Below are 16,619 nucleotides of genomic sequence, written 5' to 3'. Positions count from 1 at the left end.
ATAATAAAAACTCCCCTAATTTCTTAGGGGAGTCCAGCTGTTGAATCCATATCATCTGTATTAGGGACACTTTGTACTATATTTGATACATTTGCACCTTGACCCGTATTTGCTCCTGTTAGATTACTAGCAGGAGTACCTCGTGTATATGTTGTCGTCACAGAATCTCCCGGCTGTAAACAAAGCTTCGTCTCCGTTCCTATTACTGTAACAACATCAATCCAAGTGCAACCCGTTGAACCACTATACGATTTCGAAGCAGTAAACGATGTATCACTCAAATTATCACCGGTAAATATATTCCCAGTATTATTAACAATAATAAACTCTTTTATATGCGCAGGCATACTTACACTCTACCTTTCCTTTACGAACCTAATGTACGTGTACTCGTCGCTAATGGCGGTAAAAATACTGATGTTCTAATCACCGCTTCTGGCTGCCGCTTCCCATTTAAAAAAATAGCCGCACTTGACCCTCCAGCACCCGCATATATTTTCGCTACAGCTAAAGGTGAGATATCATAACAGTCGCCAACATTAACAGCTCCTGTATTATTTATAATTTTTACTTTACGCATGTTAATCCCCATTTACCTATCCCCCTTTTATACACTGTATGCAAAAGAAAAAAACTTGAAACAAACACGTTTCAAGTTTTTACAGCTACTTATTTAGTTTCACCTTCATATTGAAGCATACCGCCAACCATGTTCACCGTTTTAAATCCTTGCTCATTTAAATAATGGCATACATTTTCACTACGCATTCCCGAACGGCAAATAAAGATATATTCATTCTCTTTCTCAAAGAAATCTACTTTATTTGGAATATCGCCCATTTTAATATGTACAGCTTCCGGAATTTTCCCTGCCGCTACTTCTTCATCTTCCCTTACGTCTACTAAAAATAACGTTTCTCCATTTTCTAAACGCTCTTGCACTTCTTCTGTAGTAATTGTGTTAACTTCTGTCATATGTCGTTCCTCCTTATATACAATAAAACCTTTAGTTTCTTCTTCAAACAACTATTTCTAATCAATTTTAGCATGCGAAAGAAAGAACGCAAAGAATGGAACATTTATTTCTCAATTTCCCCGCAAAACTTATTCTTTACAAACATAACTAGCGCATTGTATCCTCAATATACTTGTTTTATGAAAGGAGCCAGTTAAAATGACACTTTTTCTTTTCATTACGGGCATCATTTTCTTAATCGCTGCAATTATTGCTCTTAGTATGAAAAATAATAAAAAGATAAAATCGCCACAAGAAATGTCATTCTTATTTCTATTACTTAGTATAGCTTTCTTCGGTTTATCAATCGCTACATATATTTTCCGTCTGCAAATCATGTAAAAAAAGGTGCCTATTCCAAACAATGCACCTTTTCCACATCATCTATTTCCTACACAAAACTAGATACCTTCCGATTTAAAAACTCGTAAACTTTCTTTTCAAATAAATGAACATCTAACGCTCCTGCCATATGCCCATTTATACTTTCTATCTCATATACTTCTGCATACTTCCCTTGCTTTTGCAAAATTTCTACCATTTTATAATTGTAACGAGGCGGCTGAAGTAAATCTTGTTTACATGGAATCATGAGTACATTCGCTTCAATCTTAGAAAGAGCCTCTTCTAAGGAAGAAAATCCATGTGCAATATCATGTAATAAGACCGCTTTTGTAGTGTACATCCATGAATTTGCATCTACTAAATCTATACTTTTACATGTCACTTTATTTATTTCTTTCTCAAATGATGTTAATGCAGAAAATTGCTGATAAGGTGCCATTTCTATACTGTTCCGCGGGAATGCCGTTTCATAAAAATGTTCATCAAATGCGTTCATAAACATCATTTTATTCGCCAAATGAAGCCCCTTCGTTGGTTGTTCCTCTCCGTACTTTCCACCTTTCCAATTTGGATCAAGCTGAATTGCTTCGATCGCATTTTGCGCTACATTTCCCGACGTTATAATTGGGTTTTGCGGATTCGTAATAACTCCAATCATTCGTTCTACCATATGAGGATAGTGGACAGCCCATTGCTGCGCAATCATCCCACCTGCCGACGGTCCCATTACAGCATGTAATCTAGCAATCCCCATATCTTTTATTAACTCATATTGCATACGTGCTACATCTAAAAATGTGAAAACTGGAAAATCCATCGCATACTCAAAACCAGTCATCGGATTTATCGATTTCGGTCCCGTTGTAATCACATATGGGTTCTTCACTTGGACATTACAAAGATTATCAGTACATATAATGAAATATTTATTTGTATCAATTGCTTTCCCAGGTCCAATTAATCCATCCCACCAACCAGCCCCCTCATCATGCTCTGTATATTTTCCAGCCGCATGACTTGTTGCACTAAAATAGTGACAAACCAAAATCGCATTTGATCTTTCTCTATTCAAAGCACCATACGTCTCATACCCCATTTGAACAGGAACTTCCCTACCACTTTCAAACACAAACTCTTTTAAAACAAACTTCTCCTTTTTTACAATTTGCACAGACTCGCCTTCTTCCCGTCGTTTTATGAACTGCTTACTAAAGGATTTTTTCTATGCAAACCAATCTCCTCCTTCTTTTCATAAATAAATGAATAATATACAAAATTAGCCACAAAATAGCACTATATTACACAATCAAAGAGGGCATACATATGATTTGGAATTGGTTACGTAAGAAAAAAAATTCAAATACAAAAGAGACAGATGATTCGAAACAACAGTCTGATGATCAAAAGGAACATAACAAAAATAAGAATGACGAGCCAAAAAGTACGGAACAAACTGATGATTCTTCTCAAAATACGCAACAAAACTCTAAACAAGAGGATTCTTCTCAAAACAAACAGCAACATTCTAAGCAAGAAGATAATTCTCAAAACAAGCAGCAAAGTTCTAAACAAGAGGATAATTCTCAAAACAAACAGCAAAATTCTAAACAAGAGGATAATTCTCAAAGCAAACAGCAACATTCTAAGCAAGAAGATAATTCTCAAAACAAGCAGCAAAGTTCTAAACAAGAGGATTCTTCTCAAAACAAACAGCAACATTCTAAACAAGAGGATAATTCTCAAAGCAAACAACAAAATTCTAAACAAGAGAATAATTCTCAAAACAAACAACAAAGTTCTAAACAGGAGGATAATTCTCAAAACAAACAGCAAAATTCTAAGCAAGAGGATTCTTCTCAAAACAAGCAGCAAAGTTCTAAACAACAGGGTAATTCTCAAGACAAACAGCAAAGCTCTAAACAAGAGGATTCTTCTCAAAACAAGCAGCAAAACTCTAAGCAAGAGGATTCTTCTCAAGACAAACAGCAAAGTTCTAAACAAGAGGATTCTTCTCAAAACAAACAACAAAGCTCTGGAAGTAACAGCATTTATGACTTTAGCAAGCCAGCAAATGACCATATTCATTCTCTGCAAGAGTTAATAGAGAAGCTAAAACAGTCTAGTGATTTTATTAATTACCATACATCTGACGAAGAAACGATGCCTTATTGGATTTCTTACTACCGTCCTTCACTTGATGGAGAAAAGCTTCAAAAGTATTTAATGCCTACACTTTTAGAACGCTCTTGTTCTTCTCTTGAGGAGCTAAAAGAACATATGCCAATGAGCGGTATTACAATTACGAACGACTTACAAAAAATTGAGGACATGGTTTTAAAAGGACATGCAATTATTCAATTGAACCAGCAAGATCAAAAGTGTATGCTTGCAAACATTGCAATTGATACTTACCGGGCACCAAGCCCTCCATTAAATGAATCAACAGTTATCGGCCCACAAGAAGGTTTTGTAGAAGCTATTGATACAAATATTAATTTAGTCCGTAAACGCCTTCCAGTATTAGAACTGCAAACAAAAGAAATGATAATTGGCTCCTTTTCGAAAACAAAGGTTGTAATAATGTATTTAGACAACCTTGCAGAAAAGGATAATGTGGATTTTCTCGAAGAATCATTGCGAGCTCTTGAATACGATCAAATTAATGATAGTGCTTATCTTCAAGAGTTAATGGGCGAAAAATCAATTTTCCCATTATATATCAATACAGAACGAACTGATAGAGTGACAAAGGCACTTATTGATGGCAAAATTGCAATTTTTGTTGACGGTTCACCAAACGTTCTACTAACTCCTGTATCATATTTCGATTTCTTTATTTCACCAGAAGATTATAACGTCTCTTGGCTGTACGCTACATTTTCAAGGATTTTACGACTTATCGCGGTTCTTTTCTCAATTTGTGCAGCCCCATTATATGTTGCCGTTTTAAATTATCATTACGAACTCATTCCAAGCGATTTGCTTGAAACATTGATTTTATCAAGAGCACAAGTACCATTCCCACCTTTAATCGAAGCACTCTTTTTGGAATTAGTTATTGATTTATTAAGAGAAGCTGGGGCTAGATTACCGATGAAAGTAGGACAAACACTCGGTATTGTAGGTGGTATCGTAATTGGACAAGCATCTGTTCAAGCTGGGTTAACGAGTAACATTTTATTAATTATCGTTGCCTTATCTGCACTTGCTTCCTTTATTACACCTATTTATAAAATGGGTAACGCCGTTCGTTTACTGCGTTTCCCATTTCTCGCATTTGCAGAAATAGGTGGTCTATTCGGTATCTCTCTTGGGTTTATCTTTTTATTTACCCACCTTTTTAGACTAACTTCTTTACGTAAACCGTACGCACTTTTTTATCCAACTAGACAACAATCAATGAAAGATTCATGGATTCGTTTTCCATTAACGATGATTGATACAAGAGATGTACAAGCGAGACCACAGCATGTTAAGAAATCAGCAAACGGAATTTCAACAAAACATACATCTGATTTTGATGATTAAGAAATGAGGTGCATCGATGAGTAAAATTAAAGCAGAACACCAAATATCACCTATCTTCGTCTTTTTCTTAATTCACGGTGCACAATTTGGTGCTGGTGTTCTCGGATTTGCCCGCATTATTGCGAAAGCAGCTGGATACGATGGCTGGATAAGTGTCCTTCTCACAGGAATCATCATTCATATTCTCCTATGGATGATGTATTTCTTGTTAAAAGAAACAAACGGAAATTTAATTGATTTACAAAGACAAACATTTGGAAAATGGCTAGGAAACGGCATTAACCTCATTTTTATAGCGTATTTTTTAACCGTTAGTATTTCCGTTGTACGAACATATGTAGAAATTATTCAAGTATGGATGTTTCCTTCTGCTTCGATTTGGATGCTAACAACTTTTCTATGCTTAGTCGGTTACTATATTATCTCATCTGGTTTTCGTGTTATTACTGGTATCTGTGTCATTTCTATCGGCGGGACACTCGGATATCTTTTCCTTAGCCTTTTTATCTTAAAATACACTCACTGGTCTAATTTACTCCCTGTATTTTCACATTCATTTTCAGACATTTTAAAAGCAGCTCAATTATCAATCTATACTATGAGCGGATTTGAAATTTTTCTTATGATTTATCCATTTGTAAAAGAGTCTAAGAAATCTCATAAATTTGCACAATACGGTGCGCTATTCTCTAATCTTTTATATTTATTTAGCACCCTCTTAGCTTTTACCTTCTTTAGCGAAAAACAATTATCCAAAACAATTTGGGCCCAGCTCTCTATGACTCAAGTTGTCCAACTTCCTTTCATAGAACGGCTAGAGTACATTGCAATCTCAGCTTATACTCTCGTTATTGTTACGAGCTTCATTCTTCCTTTATGGGCAGCAACAAGAGGAACACACGAAATATTTCGTGTAAAACAAAGAGGTGTTTTAATTGCTTTTATGCTTATTACCCTCATTGTTTCACAACTTTTAACAAACAGACATGATATTAATGACTTTATTAGTAATGCGTCAAGAATTAGTTTTTGGCTTATATACATATACATCCCAATTCTATTTATTATTGTGTGGGTGAAAAGAAAATGGAAAAAATCAAAAGAAAATTAATGCTTCTTTCTTGTATCAGCATCCTTAGTCTAACTGGTTGCTTACAAAAAAATATTATCGATGATGTCAATCTCATTCAAGGGACTGTTTTTGATACAGCAAAAGATAATAAAGTAAAAGTCACATTCGTTTGTCCTATACAGAAAAAAGGTAATAAAGTTCAAGTCTTTGAAGGAGTAGGAAACGCAGTAAAACAAGTAAAAGCGGATACATCTTTGGAATCCTCTCAACCGTTTGCAAGTGGACAAATGCGTTTTGCTTTATTTACTACAAAAATCGCAAAAAAAGGATTATCAACTTCCTTTGACACGTTAATTCGTGATGTGAATATCGGGAACTCTATGTATGTCGGTTTATTAGAGGGAACAGGGCTAGACTTACTAAAAGGTAAATATACAACATCATCTAACGTTGCAATTTATATAAAGAAAATGTTAGACCATAATATGAAAACGGGTCCTTTACCTACTGACAATCTACATTTAGGAGCCTATCGATATTATCGTGAAGGTCAAGATTCTTATTTACCAATACTCAAAAAAGATAAAGATAAAATAAGAATTACTGGTATCGGACTTTTAAAAAGAGATAAATATGTTGGGAAAATTAACTATCACGATATGTTCGCCTTTAAAGGTTTATTGGAAAAACATCGCTTAGATTCACATGAATTTAAAGCAAACTCAGGATACACAATCATTAATAATATTCGATCCGTCCCAACTTACCAAGTAAGTATTAAAGATGGTAAACCATYATTTTTCATACACGTCAAACTAGAAGCACGTATTCAAGAACTATCTAAACAGTTCAACTTAGAAAATAAAAAGAACACAAAAAAAATAGAAAAATCAGTTGAAAAACAATTAGGTGCAACGGCTAACAAATTAATTAAACAGTTTAAATCTTTGAATGTGGATCCACTCGGTCTCGGCGCAAGGTATAAAGAACATTACCGTCCATTCAAATTAGAAGAGTGGCGAAGAATGTATAAAGATGTTCCTATTAAGGTGAAATACACTGTCAATATTACAAATTCTGGTGTAATTGAATAAGTTAATGATTGAACTCCCCTCTCTGGCATGGTACAACGGAGAGGGGAGTTTTTATTTTTAAATAGAGAAAAGGGATATTTACGGGGGAGCTTATGTCTAAAAAATTAGTAAAACCTATTTTAAATGGTATTTTATTTCTCGGCGTCTTTTTATTTGCTCATACATACTTAAAAAATGTTTCTTTTACACGTTATTTATTTGTCGTTATACCGATGCTACTCATCGGAATATTTAGTATCGATCTTATTTTATCCATTTTAATTAAGAAAGAAGAATAACGAGCTAACATCTTATTTCTATAAGATGTTCTTTTTATTAAACAATCACCTTATGTTACAATAAACTTCGGCACAAAGTGAGAAAGGATGAAACAACATGACAAACGAAAAAGGTTTAGATAAAGGGTACGAACTTGTTGCGAAAATGCACGAAGTATTCGGACATCCTGTGACAAACACTCCAACAAAACTAACAGAAGAGCGTGCAAAAATTCGTGCTAGCTTTATGCAAGAAGAGTTAGAAGAATTTCTAGAAGCAACAACTGTTGAAGATCAATATGATGCACTTATTGACCTTATTTACTTTGCATTCGGAACGTTTGCAGAAATGGGCGTACGTCCAGATAAAGGATTCGAAATTGTAAACAATGCTAACATGGCAAAACTATTCCCTGATGGAAAGCCTCGATTCCGCGAGGGAGATGGAAAAATTATGAAACCAGAAGGATGGCAAGCACCGGAACCACAACTTCGTGCGGAAATCGAACGTCAGCGCCAAGAAGCTGAAAAAAACTGCTAGGATCTCCTAGCAGTTTTTTTCTATGTCTTTTTTCACCGATATATTTTTCACACAATTCATTAATGACCCACGTGCCCCGCGTGTCCTGCCGCTCCTGCAATACCAGCTGCTCCTGCTCCAACTCCACCTGTCCAAGGCTGTTGTTGTTGCTGATATTATTGGTATTGTTGTTGCTGCTGACCTTGGTGGTGATGTTGACCATGGTGGTGCTGTTGACCATGGTGGTGCTGTTGACCGTGGTGACCATGATGATGACTTTGATGAGTTTGATAAAGGACAGCCTGCGGATGAACTTGGTGATGGCCTTGGTGATGTACTTGTTGCTGATGGTGGCCTTGGTGATGATGTTGACCGTGGTGATGATGTTGACCGTGGTGATGATGTTGACCGTGGTGACCATGATGAGTTTGATGAGTTTGATAAAGAACAGCCTGCGGATGAATTTGGTGGTGGCCTTGGTGATGTACTTGTTGTTGATGACCATGGTGCTGTTGATGGCCATAATGTTGATGATGGCCATGATGCTGTTGATGACCGTGATGCTGTTGATGGCCATGATGTTGATGTTGACCGTGGTGCATATGATGACCGTGATGCTGTTGATGGCCGTGATGCTCATGGTGCACATGATGACCATGAACACCTTGAGGAACGCCGCCGACTCCACCAGCTACAACACCGACGCCAGTTACAGGAAATCCTGTTTGTACGCCTCCCACAACAGATGGAAATGTAGTTGGCATACCTACAGGTACTCCTCCTTGTGTACCTCCTACGAAAGAAGGGAATGTAGTTGGTACACCTACTGGAATTCCAGTTTGTGCGCCAGCCACTGATGTCGGGAATCCTCCTGTTAATGTTGGCATTCCAGTTTGCATGCCAGCCACTGATGTCGGGAATCCTCCTGTTAGTGTTGGCATCCCAGTTTGCATGCCAGCCACTGACGTCGGAAATCCTCCAGCTTCTCCTCCCATCCAACTTGGGATTCCGCCATATCCGTGTTGACCATCTCCTCCCATAAACATCATTTGTCCATAACTATCCGATCCACCTCCGAAGAAGCCATGTGGTGCATTATTGTCCATCCCTTTCATTCCTTTCACCTCTTCTGCTCAATTTAACCTACCTTTTTTATCATATTTCCTATAGAAGAATAGGTGTTTGTCTATATGGGAATTCCGCACCTTTTTCTTCGTTCTCCATTCATGATAAACTAAATTAACTGATTATTTTATCAAAGGAGGCGTTTTCGTTGGAGAGCGTAGCAAAAGCTTCAATTGATGATTTAGATTCAATCTTACATATAGATGTCGCTGTAATCGGAGACGATAGTAGACGAAATTATATTAAACGTGCTATTGATGAAGGAAACTGCATAATTGCAAAAGAGGACAATTCCATTTCTGGTTTTCTAACATACGATACAAATTTCTTTGGTTATACTTTCCTCTCATTAATAATTGTTTCGCCAACGAAAAGAAGACAAGGTCATGCAAGCTCATTAATCTCATATATGTTAAATAATTCTCCTACTCAAAAAATATTTTCTTCAACGAACGAATCGAATACAAATATGCAAAAAGTTTTTAAAGCGAATGGATTTATGCGTAGTGGAATAATCGAAAACTTAGATGAAGGTGATCCAGAGATTATTTTTCACATAAAAAAGCTCAGAGCATAAACGCTCTGAGCTTTTATTAATAATTAATTAGTTTGCAACAACGTTAACAAGTTTGCCAGGAACGACAATTACTTTACGAACTGCTTTTCCTTCGATTTGTTCTTTAATTGCTTCAAGTGCAAGTTGTTCCATTTCTTCTTTTGATGCGTCTTTACTCATTGTTAATTTTGCGCGAACTTTGCCCATAATTTGAACAACGATTTCAACTTCATCTTCTACAAGTTTAGACTCATCAAATGTTGGCCAGCTTGCATATGTGATTGTTTCATTGTATCCAAGCTTGCTCCAAAGTTCTTCCCCGATATGAGGTGCAACTGGTGCAATCATTTTTACGAAACCTTCTACATATTCTTTCGGAAGTGTCTCAGCTTTGTATGCATCGTTGATGAATACCATCATTTGAGAAATCGCTGTGTTGAAGCGAAGCTCTGCATAGTCTTCTGTTACTTTCTTCACTGTTTGGTGGTAAGCTTTTTCAAGCTCTTTATTTGGTGCATCAGTGATTTTCTCACTTAATTCACCGTTATCTTGAATGAATAGGCGCCATACGCGGTCTAGGAAACGACGAGCTCCGTCAAGACCATTTTCAGACCAAGCGATTGAAGCATCTAATGGTCCCATGAACATTTCGTATAGACGAAGTGTATCTGCACCGTGGCTTGCTACAATATCATCAGGATTTACAACGTTACCTTTTGATTTACTCATTTTCTCGTTGTTTTCACCTAAGATCATACCTTGGTTGAATAATTGTTGGAACGGTTCTTTCGTTGGAACTACACCGATATCATATAATACTTTATGCCAGAAACGAGCATATAGTAAGTGAAGTACAGCGTGCTCTGCTCCGCCGATATAAATATCAACCGGAAGCCATTGTTTTACTTTTTCAGGATCTACAAGTGCTTCGCTGTTGTTTGGATCGATGTAGCGTAGGTAGTACCAGCAGCTACCAGCCCATTGTGGCATTGTATTTGTTTCACGACGACCTTTTTTACCAGTTTCAGGATCAACAACATTTACCCACTCTTCAATATTTGCAAGTGGTGACTCACCTGTACCTGAAGGACGGATGTTCTCTGTTTTCGGAAGAACTAATGGTAATTCCTCTTCTTTCACAGCTGTCATTGTACCATCTTCCCAATGGATTACTGGAATTGGCTCACCCCAGTAACGTTGACGGCTAAATAACCAGTCACGTAGACGGTACGTTACTTTTTGATTTCCTGCGCTTGTTACTTCAAGCCACTCAATCATTTTTACGATTGCTTCTTCTTTATTTAAACCATCAAGGAATGCTGAGTTTATGTGCGCACCATCGCCTGTATATGCTTCTTTTGAAATGTCTCCGCCTTTTACAACTTCCTTCATTGGAAGATTGAACGTTGATGCGAATTCATAGTCACGCTCATCATGAGCTGGAACTGCCATTACAGCACCTGTTCCGTAAGTTGCAAGAACATAGTCTGCGATCCAGATTGGTAATTTCTCACCATTTACTGGGTTAACTGCGTAAGCACCAGTGAATACACCAGTTTTCTCTTTCGCAAGTTCTGTACGCTCTAGGTCACTCTTCATTTTCACAGAATCAATGTAAGCTTCTACAGCTTCTTTTTGCTCTGCTGTTGTAATGTCAGCAACAAGTGCATGCTCTGGAGCAAGTACACAGTAGCTTGCACCAAATAGTGTATCAGGACGCGTTGTGAAAACTGTAAATTTCTCATCTGTACCATCGATGTTGAAGTGTACTTCTGCACCTTCAGAACGACCGATCCAGTTACGCTGCATATCTTTTAAGCTTTCTGGCCAGTCAAGCTCATCTAGATCTTCTAATAGACGATCTCCGTAAGCTGTAATTTTTAACATCCACTGTCTCATCGGACGACGCTCAACTGGATGTCCACCACGCTCACTCTTACCGTCAATTATTTCTTCATTCGCAAGTACTGTACCAAGTGCTGGGCACCAGTTTACAGGTACTTCATCAACGTAAGCTAAACCTTTTTCAAATAGTTTTAGGAAGATCCATTGTGTCCACTTGTAGTAGGTTGGATCTGTTGTATTTACTTCACGATCCCAATCGTAAGAGAAACCTAATGCTTTAATTTGATTACGGAACGTATTAATATTAAGCTCTGTAAATTCTGCCGGGCTATTTCCAGTATCAAGTGCATATTGCTCTGCTGGAAGACCGAATGCATCCCATCCCATTGGATGAAGAACGTTATACCCTTGCATACGCTTCATACGAGATAAAATATCTGTCGCTGTATATCCTTCTGGATGCCCTACGTGTAAGCCTGCACCTGATGGATATGGGAACATATCTAGTGCATAAAATTTTGGTTTTTCTGTCTCATCTGGCGTACGGAATGTTTTATTCTCTTCCCAATGACCTTGCCACTTCTTCTCAATTTTTTGATGATTAAAGCTCATGAGATATCCTCCTTGAAATTCGATTTATTTTCACCGCCCAAAATACAAAAAACCTCTCATCCCTAGAAAGGGACGAGAGGTTATAGATTCCCGCGGTACCACCCTAAATTAATGTAATATATACATTCGCTTAGATCCGTAACGTGGATTAACGGCAATTGCTACTAATGATTTCACAACTGCAACTCAAAGGCGAGTTCATAACGAAACGTGGATTGACTTGCACCGACCGTCAACTCTCTAAACCAGCTTCTATTACTACTACTCCTTCTCACTGTTATTACAAATATGAGTTAATGTGAACTACCCGCCACTTAGTATCTCTTAAGAGCTTACTTGAAGCGAGGGCTTCTCGGTTAATCGTTACTCTTGCTAACTAACGAATTCGTCTTAGGACAGCCGAGCTAACTCCCTTGTTCCAAAGGATATTTTATTACTATTTATTTAAATATATTCTAAAACATGTTGCATGTTCCGTCAAACTAAACTGCAATTTTTTCTTCAACTGTTTCTTCTACTTTTACTCGTCTATCATAAATACTCGTTGCTATAAGCGCTACTACAAGCATTACCATGATCGCTATAAACAATACTTCCATATTGTATAAGTCAACAATCGCTCCGCCAACGACCGGTCCGAACATTTTCCCTACAGTCGCTGCGCTATTTACAACACCTTGATAAAATCCTAGCTTATCTTTCGGCGCAAGTATATTTGCAATGGTTGGAATTGCCGGCCATACGAATAATTCACCAATTGTCAATGTCACCATCGCAACGAGGAACATCGTAAATTGCTGCGCTTGACTTAAAACAATAAACGACGCCGCAAAAATGATAATTCCAATCATAATTTGCTGTTTTAAAGAGCGCTTCATCCAGCGAATTAGCATACTAACAAGCGGCTGCGCACAAACAATCATCGCCCCGTTTATTGTCCATAGTAAACTATAATGACGAAGGCTAATATTTAACTCTTGCATATACGTCGCAATTGCCCCTTGCCACTGTACGTATGTAACCCAGCATAAAGCATATGCTACACATACGATAAGAAGTGCTTTAAATCCAGGTGTAAGTGACCAACCTTTTTTCGTTTCGGCTTCTTTTTGTACCTCTTGCTCTTTTTTTGCTTCCATACCACGAAATCCAATAAACGCAATTAAGAAGAAAATAAAGTATAAAATAAAGTTCGCTAAGAAAATATAATCAAAACGATAAGACGCAACTAATCCACCGCACGCTGTTCCAATAGCAATACCAACATTTTGTCCAACATACATTGCATTGAACGCTCGTCTCCCGCCTTCTGGCCAAACCGTACCAACCATCGCATACATCGATGGAAACACCATTCCAGAACCGAATCCGATTAATGCTAGCCACACAACATATAACGGCCAACCATGGAAAAATACAAGACCTAAAATCGATACAAGTGTAATGACAATCCCTACTAAAATTGATTTATAACCGCCCCATTTATCAAATAAAACACCGCCGAGCAAGTTTCCGATTACACCAGTAAGCGAGTTGATCATTAATACCATTCCGGCTACTGATAAAGATTTCCCTAAACTATCATGTAAGTAAATTGTATTAAAAGGCCATAAAAAAGAAGCACCCGTGACATTAATAATCATCCCAGCTACTAATAGCCATACTTTCCTTGGCATAGTCTCCCCTCCTATTCTCTTTTTTTCGTTCATATATATAACAGTAAAATTGTAGTCGTTTTTAAATAGGAAGGCAACTGATTAATAGTTGATGAAATTCAGATAATAGCACAAAGACGATTAGAATGTATTCTAATCGTCTTTGTAAAATATTAATCTATAAACAATGGAATCGTTCCCTCGCGAAAGGTTATCCAACTTCCTTTTTACGTTTTGCACTTTCTTTAGCACTCCATTTAAATATTTTGTCTAGTAGAGAGTATATTCTCCCAGACTCCTTCGTTAATAATGGCCCTAACGACGCCAATATTAAAACATATAAGGCTGAGAATGGTTTAATCGTTGCCATTAAGCCACCCGCTATCCCGAAATTCGCGACAATAATGGAGAATTCCCCGCGTGATATAAGTGTTAAACCAATATTCGTAGAAGCCTTATGCGATAACCCGGCTTTACGCCCTGCAATCATTCCAGCTGTAAAATTACCGATAAGAGTAATGAAAACTGCTCCTAATGCCAACCATACTGCTCCTCCAAGCGAAAACGGATCTATACTTAAACCGAAGCTGAAGAAAAATATAGCTCCAAAGAAATCACGAAACGGGACGACGAGATGCTCGATTCGATCACTATGCTCTGTTTCTGAAAAGACGAGTCCTAATAATAATGCTCCAATCGCCTCAGCAACATGAATTGTTTCTGAAAATCCTGCTACAAAGAATAAAATAGCGAATATTACGATAATAAAAATTTCGTTTGAAGAAATATCTAATACTTTATTTAGGAACGGCGTAGCTTTTCTAGCGATTACAAAAAATAGTAACATATATCCTACTGCGATTAACACGGATGTAAGAGCACCTACAAATGACGTTGCACCTCCGAGTACTAATCCTGAAACGACTGATAAATATACAGCTAAAAAGATGTCATCAAACATAATGATTCCTAAAATTAGTTCTGTCTCTTTATTACCAGTTCTTCTTAAATCAACGATTACTTTCGCTACAATTGCACTCGATGAGATTGTAATGATTCCCGCAATAATTAATGTTTCGAGTAAGGGGAAGCCCATTATATATCCATAAAGTAAACCTAATATGAAATTAAGCGATATATGAACACTACCCCCAAAAGCAATCGACTTTCCTGATTTAATTAATTTTTTTATTGAGAATTCTAAGCCTAAGTAGAATAGGAGGAATATGACGCCAACACGGCCGAGGAAGGAAATAACTTCTCCGCTTTCAATAAACCTTAAATCGATAAGTCCTAAATCTGGGGCATGAGGCCCCACTAGCATACCGAGTATAATGAGAAACGGAATAATCGAAAACTTTAACTTTGCAGCGAGGATAGCTGCAAAAGCTACTAATACTAACGCAGTTCCAACTTCAAAAATTAAAGTATCCATCGATTACGAGTCACCTCCTGCTGAAAGTAACTCATTAATAATTTTTTTCACTTCATGTCTTTCGCCCGATAATACGAGCATATCGCCAGCTTCAATGATAGAATCTGGGCCTGGATTAAAGAATTTCTTCATATTCTTTTTCAAAATAGCAATGATTGTTACGTTATATGTTTTTCGAACGTGTAAGCTACCAATTGTTTTTTGTACCACTGGTGCGTTATTTTCTACTTTAAACCATTCAATTGATAATCCTTCAAAAGCCATCTCAATCGTGTCTAAAGCTTGTGGTCTATATACCATCCCGCCTAATATAGCCGCAATTTGTCTCGCCTCAGAATCGCGAAGAGAAATGCTTGAAATACTCTCATCATGATCCACATCGAAATGATACATTTCCCTTCGTCCATCATCGTGAATAACAATAACCATTTTTTCATTACCCTTTGTTATCACTTCAAATTTACATCCAATGCCCGGTAGTTCACTCTCTCTAATATTCATATTCCCGCCTCCTAAAATTTTTTAGTTACGGCTCTTCCCTTTTACAAATCTACATCAATCTCTGTTTTAAACTTTTCATCTTTTGATATCCCTAAATACTTTAACGTTTCTGACGGAGTCGCGTGATGAAAATGTTTTTGCAACAGTGCGATTGCTATGCCTCTTTTATATGCATGAAATCCAAATGTTTTTCTCATTGAGTTCGTTCCAATCTTACCAAGTATTCCGACCGCTTCAGCTGCACTATGGATAACACGATACGCTTGTTGGCGTGAGATTGAATTTGTTGTTTTATTAGATTGAAATACGTAGTTTTCTCTTTGAATATCAAAAGATTGTACGTACGCTAAAAGCGCCTCTTTTACTTTTGTATTTAAATAAATATCTTGTTTAAACTTTTCATCTTTCACAGGAAGAGAATAAAACTCTTTAACAGTTCCATCTTCATTTAATACATCTTCAAATTTAATACTCAGTAGTTCTGTAATTTTTAATCCAGTGTTAATCCCAATAACAAATAAAAGATAATCTCGCTGCGAGTGTTCTTTTAAATATTCTTTCATAGCCTGAATGTGCTCTATATTCTTTAATGCCTCTACAACTTCCATACATGTATTCTCCTCATCTTATGAACGGTAATTTTCTCATTATCCTGTCCATTTTACCTTATCATGCTATGAGATTTCCATGTATTATCCATTACCTTTTAATTTTTTTTACACTATACAATTGGAGCGATATACTTTAATACACCTAAAAATTCTGGATATTTATGATTTGGAAACTTACTATTGTAAAAATACGTTGCGGTTAGAAAAATAACGAGGGATAAAGATGAAAATAGTAAAACTTCTTTTGACCTTAGCGCTATGCCTATAACTTCAAATAAAGACCCATCTTCTTTCTGCAAGTTGGATTCCTCCTTTCTTTTCCGCTACTTTATACATTTAGTTTATGTTACTTAATTATATTGTATACTGCAATTAAGTAACATATCAATGATTTTGTTATTTTTTCTGAAAATAACAAAAAATACCGAGCACCCTCTGCTCGGTATTT

The 16,619-nt window shown here is 36.9% G+C and carries 18 protein-coding genes and 1 other annotated feature; of the genes, 8 read left to right on the top strand and 10 right to left on the bottom strand.

All coding sequences use genetic code 11. The features are described from left to right. Positions 1-23: 23 nt before the first annotated feature. The 3 genes from AC1DTM_RS02565 to AC1DTM_RS02555 form a co-directional block, all read right to left on the bottom strand. Positions 24-347, bottom strand: coding sequence for a hypothetical protein (locus tag AC1DTM_RS02565; RefSeq protein WP_016106393.1), 324 nt, complete (start codon positions 345-347; stop codon positions 24-26). 20 nt (positions 348-367) lie between these two features. Next, a complete protein-coding gene (locus AC1DTM_RS02560) occupies positions 368-592 on the bottom strand; it encodes a spore germination protein (RefSeq protein WP_016106394.1) in 225 nt (74 codons plus the stop codon). Positions 593-669: 77 nt separating this feature from the next. After that, a complete protein-coding gene (locus tag AC1DTM_RS02555) occupies positions 670-975 on the bottom strand; it encodes a rhodanese-like domain-containing protein (RefSeq protein WP_002123173.1) in 306 nt (101 codons plus the stop codon). 199 nt (positions 976-1,174) lie between these two features. Here AC1DTM_RS02555 and AC1DTM_RS02550 point away from each other — a divergent pair, with 199 nt between their 5' ends. Then, positions 1,175-1,357 carry a hypothetical protein gene (locus AC1DTM_RS02550; RefSeq protein ID WP_016106395.1) on the top strand — a complete coding sequence of 61 codons (183 nt, stop codon included), beginning with the start codon at positions 1,175-1,177 and terminating at the stop codon, positions 1,355-1,357. 49 nt (positions 1,358-1,406) lie between these two features. Here the strand turns inward: AC1DTM_RS02550 and AC1DTM_RS02545 are convergent, their stop codons facing one another. Continuing rightward, positions 1,407-2,531: a homoserine O-acetyltransferase family protein gene (locus AC1DTM_RS02545; RefSeq protein WP_002160170.1), complete on the bottom strand. Its 1,125-nt coding sequence runs from the start codon at positions 2,529-2,531 to the stop codon at positions 1,407-1,409. A gap of 152 nt (positions 2,532-2,683) precedes the next feature. Here AC1DTM_RS02545 and AC1DTM_RS02540 point away from each other — a divergent pair, with 152 nt between their 5' ends. The 7 genes from AC1DTM_RS02540 (at position 2,684) to AC1DTM_RS02510 (ending at position 9,533) form a co-directional block, all read left to right on the top strand. Continuing rightward, positions 2,684-4,888 (top strand): spore germination protein, encoded by a 2,205-nt coding sequence (locus AC1DTM_RS02540; RefSeq protein WP_088099582.1) that lies wholly within the window; start codon positions 2,684-2,686, stop codon positions 4,886-4,888. A 16-nt stretch (positions 4,889-4,904) separates the two neighbouring features. Continuing rightward, positions 4,905-5,999 carry a spore germination protein gene (locus AC1DTM_RS02535; RefSeq protein WP_016106398.1) on the top strand — a complete coding sequence of 365 codons (1,095 nt, stop codon included), beginning with the start codon at positions 4,905-4,907 and terminating at the stop codon, positions 5,997-5,999. Then, positions 5,975-7,054, top strand: a complete 1,080-nt coding sequence (locus tag AC1DTM_RS02530; protein ID WP_477000032.1) for a Ger(x)C family spore germination protein — start codon at positions 5,975-5,977, stop codon at positions 7,052-7,054. The genes AC1DTM_RS02535 and AC1DTM_RS02530 overlap by 25 nt, the downstream gene beginning before the upstream one ends. A gap of 92 nt (positions 7,055-7,146) precedes the next feature. Continuing rightward, on the top strand, positions 7,147-7,332 hold the full coding sequence (locus AC1DTM_RS02525; RefSeq protein WP_016106400.1) for a hypothetical protein: 186 nt from the start codon (positions 7,147-7,149) through the stop codon (positions 7,330-7,332). A 97-nt stretch (positions 7,333-7,429) separates the two neighbouring features. Next, positions 7,430-7,852, top strand: a complete 423-nt coding sequence (locus AC1DTM_RS02520) for a pyrophosphohydrolase domain-containing protein (RefSeq protein ID WP_016106401.1) — start codon at positions 7,430-7,432, stop codon at positions 7,850-7,852. Between the two features lie 22 nt (positions 7,853-7,874). Next, on the top strand, positions 7,875-8,588 hold the full coding sequence (locus AC1DTM_RS02515; RefSeq protein WP_477000031.1) for a hypothetical protein: 714 nt from the start codon (positions 7,875-7,877) through the stop codon (positions 8,586-8,588). A gap of 516 nt (positions 8,589-9,104) precedes the next feature. Further along, positions 9,105-9,533 carry a GNAT family N-acetyltransferase gene (locus tag AC1DTM_RS02510; RefSeq protein WP_016106404.1) on the top strand — a complete coding sequence of 143 codons (429 nt, stop codon included), beginning with the start codon at positions 9,105-9,107 and terminating at the stop codon, positions 9,531-9,533. 27 nt (positions 9,534-9,560) lie between these two features. Here the strand turns inward: AC1DTM_RS02510 and leuS are convergent, their stop codons facing one another. The 6 genes from leuS to AC1DTM_RS02480 all read right to left on the bottom strand — a co-directional run bounded on the left by leuS (position 9,561) and on the right by AC1DTM_RS02480 (position 16,470). Then, positions 9,561-11,969 carry a leucine--tRNA ligase gene (gene leuS, locus AC1DTM_RS02505; protein WP_016106405.1) on the bottom strand — a complete coding sequence of 803 codons (2,409 nt, stop codon included), beginning with the start codon at positions 11,967-11,969 and terminating at the stop codon, positions 9,561-9,563. Between the two features lie 65 nt (positions 11,970-12,034). Next, positions 12,035-12,253 (bottom strand) — a binding site (T-box leader). Between the two features lie 198 nt (positions 12,254-12,451). Further along, entirely contained in the window at positions 12,452-13,645 is a 1,194-nt protein-coding gene (locus AC1DTM_RS02500; protein WP_016106406.1) for an MDR family MFS transporter, read from the bottom strand. A 190-nt stretch (positions 13,646-13,835) separates the two neighbouring features. Then, positions 13,836-15,059, bottom strand: coding sequence for a cation:proton antiporter (locus AC1DTM_RS02495; protein ID WP_477000030.1), 1,224 nt, complete (start codon positions 15,057-15,059; stop codon positions 13,836-13,838). 3 nt (positions 15,060-15,062) lie between these two features. Then, positions 15,063-15,560: a cation:proton antiporter regulatory subunit gene (locus tag AC1DTM_RS02490; protein WP_016106408.1), complete on the bottom strand. Its 498-nt coding sequence runs from the start codon at positions 15,558-15,560 to the stop codon at positions 15,063-15,065. Between the two features lie 41 nt (positions 15,561-15,601). Next, positions 15,602-16,168: a tyrosine-type recombinase/integrase gene (locus AC1DTM_RS02485; protein ID WP_002160158.1), complete on the bottom strand. Its 567-nt coding sequence runs from the start codon at positions 16,166-16,168 to the stop codon at positions 15,602-15,604. 113 nt (positions 16,169-16,281) lie between these two features. Beyond that, a complete protein-coding gene (locus tag AC1DTM_RS02480; protein ID WP_002123196.1) occupies positions 16,282-16,470 on the bottom strand; it encodes a hypothetical protein in 189 nt (62 codons plus the stop codon). Between the last annotated feature and the right edge of the window lie 149 nt (positions 16,471-16,619).

The organism is Bacillus sp. P4_D3 (assembly GCF_056401855.1).
Note: the sequence above shows the minus strand (reverse complement) of the source record. Positions and strands in the feature narration are given on the sequence as shown.

Coding starts and splice junctions, on each gene's coding strand:
- AC1DTM_RS02535 (WP_016106398.1), top strand. CDS start 4,905: ATGAGTAAAATTAAAGCAGAACACCAAATATCACCTATCTTCGTCTTT.
- AC1DTM_RS02485 (WP_002160158.1), bottom strand. CDS start 16,168: ATGGAAGTTGTAGAGGCATTAAAGAATATAGAGCACATTCAGGCTATG.
- AC1DTM_RS02550 (WP_016106395.1), top strand. CDS start 1,175: ATGACACTTTTTCTTTTCATTACGGGCATCATTTTCTTAATCGCTGCA.
- leuS (WP_016106405.1), bottom strand. CDS start 11,969: ATGAGCTTTAATCATCAAAAAATTGAGAAGAAGTGGCAAGGTCATTGG.
- AC1DTM_RS02515 (WP_477000031.1), top strand. CDS start 7,875: ATGTCTTTTTTCACCGATATATTTTTCACACAATTCATTAATGACCCA.
- AC1DTM_RS02555 (WP_002123173.1), bottom strand. CDS start 975: ATGACAGAAGTTAACACAATTACTACAGAAGAAGTGCAAGAGCGTTTA.
- AC1DTM_RS02525 (WP_016106400.1), top strand. CDS start 7,147: ATGTCTAAAAAATTAGTAAAACCTATTTTAAATGGTATTTTATTTCTC.
- AC1DTM_RS02520 (WP_016106401.1), top strand. CDS start 7,430: ATGACAAACGAAAAAGGTTTAGATAAAGGGTACGAACTTGTTGCGAAA.
- AC1DTM_RS02540 (WP_088099582.1), top strand. CDS start 2,684: ATGATTTGGAATTGGTTACGTAAGAAAAAAAATTCAAATACAAAAGAG.
- AC1DTM_RS02495 (WP_477000030.1), bottom strand. CDS start 15,059: ATGGATACTTTAATTTTTGAAGTTGGAACTGCGTTAGTATTAGTAGCT.
- AC1DTM_RS02565 (WP_016106393.1), bottom strand. CDS start 347: ATGCCTGCGCATATAAAAGAGTTTATTATTGTTAATAATACTGGGAAT.
- AC1DTM_RS02560 (WP_016106394.1), bottom strand. CDS start 592: ATGGGGATTAACATGCGTAAAGTAAAAATTATAAATAATACAGGAGCT.
- AC1DTM_RS02490 (WP_016106408.1), bottom strand. CDS start 15,560: ATGAATATTAGAGAGAGTGAACTACCGGGCATTGGATGTAAATTTGAA.
- AC1DTM_RS02500 (WP_016106406.1), bottom strand. CDS start 13,645: ATGCCAAGGAAAGTATGGCTATTAGTAGCTGGGATGATTATTAATGTC.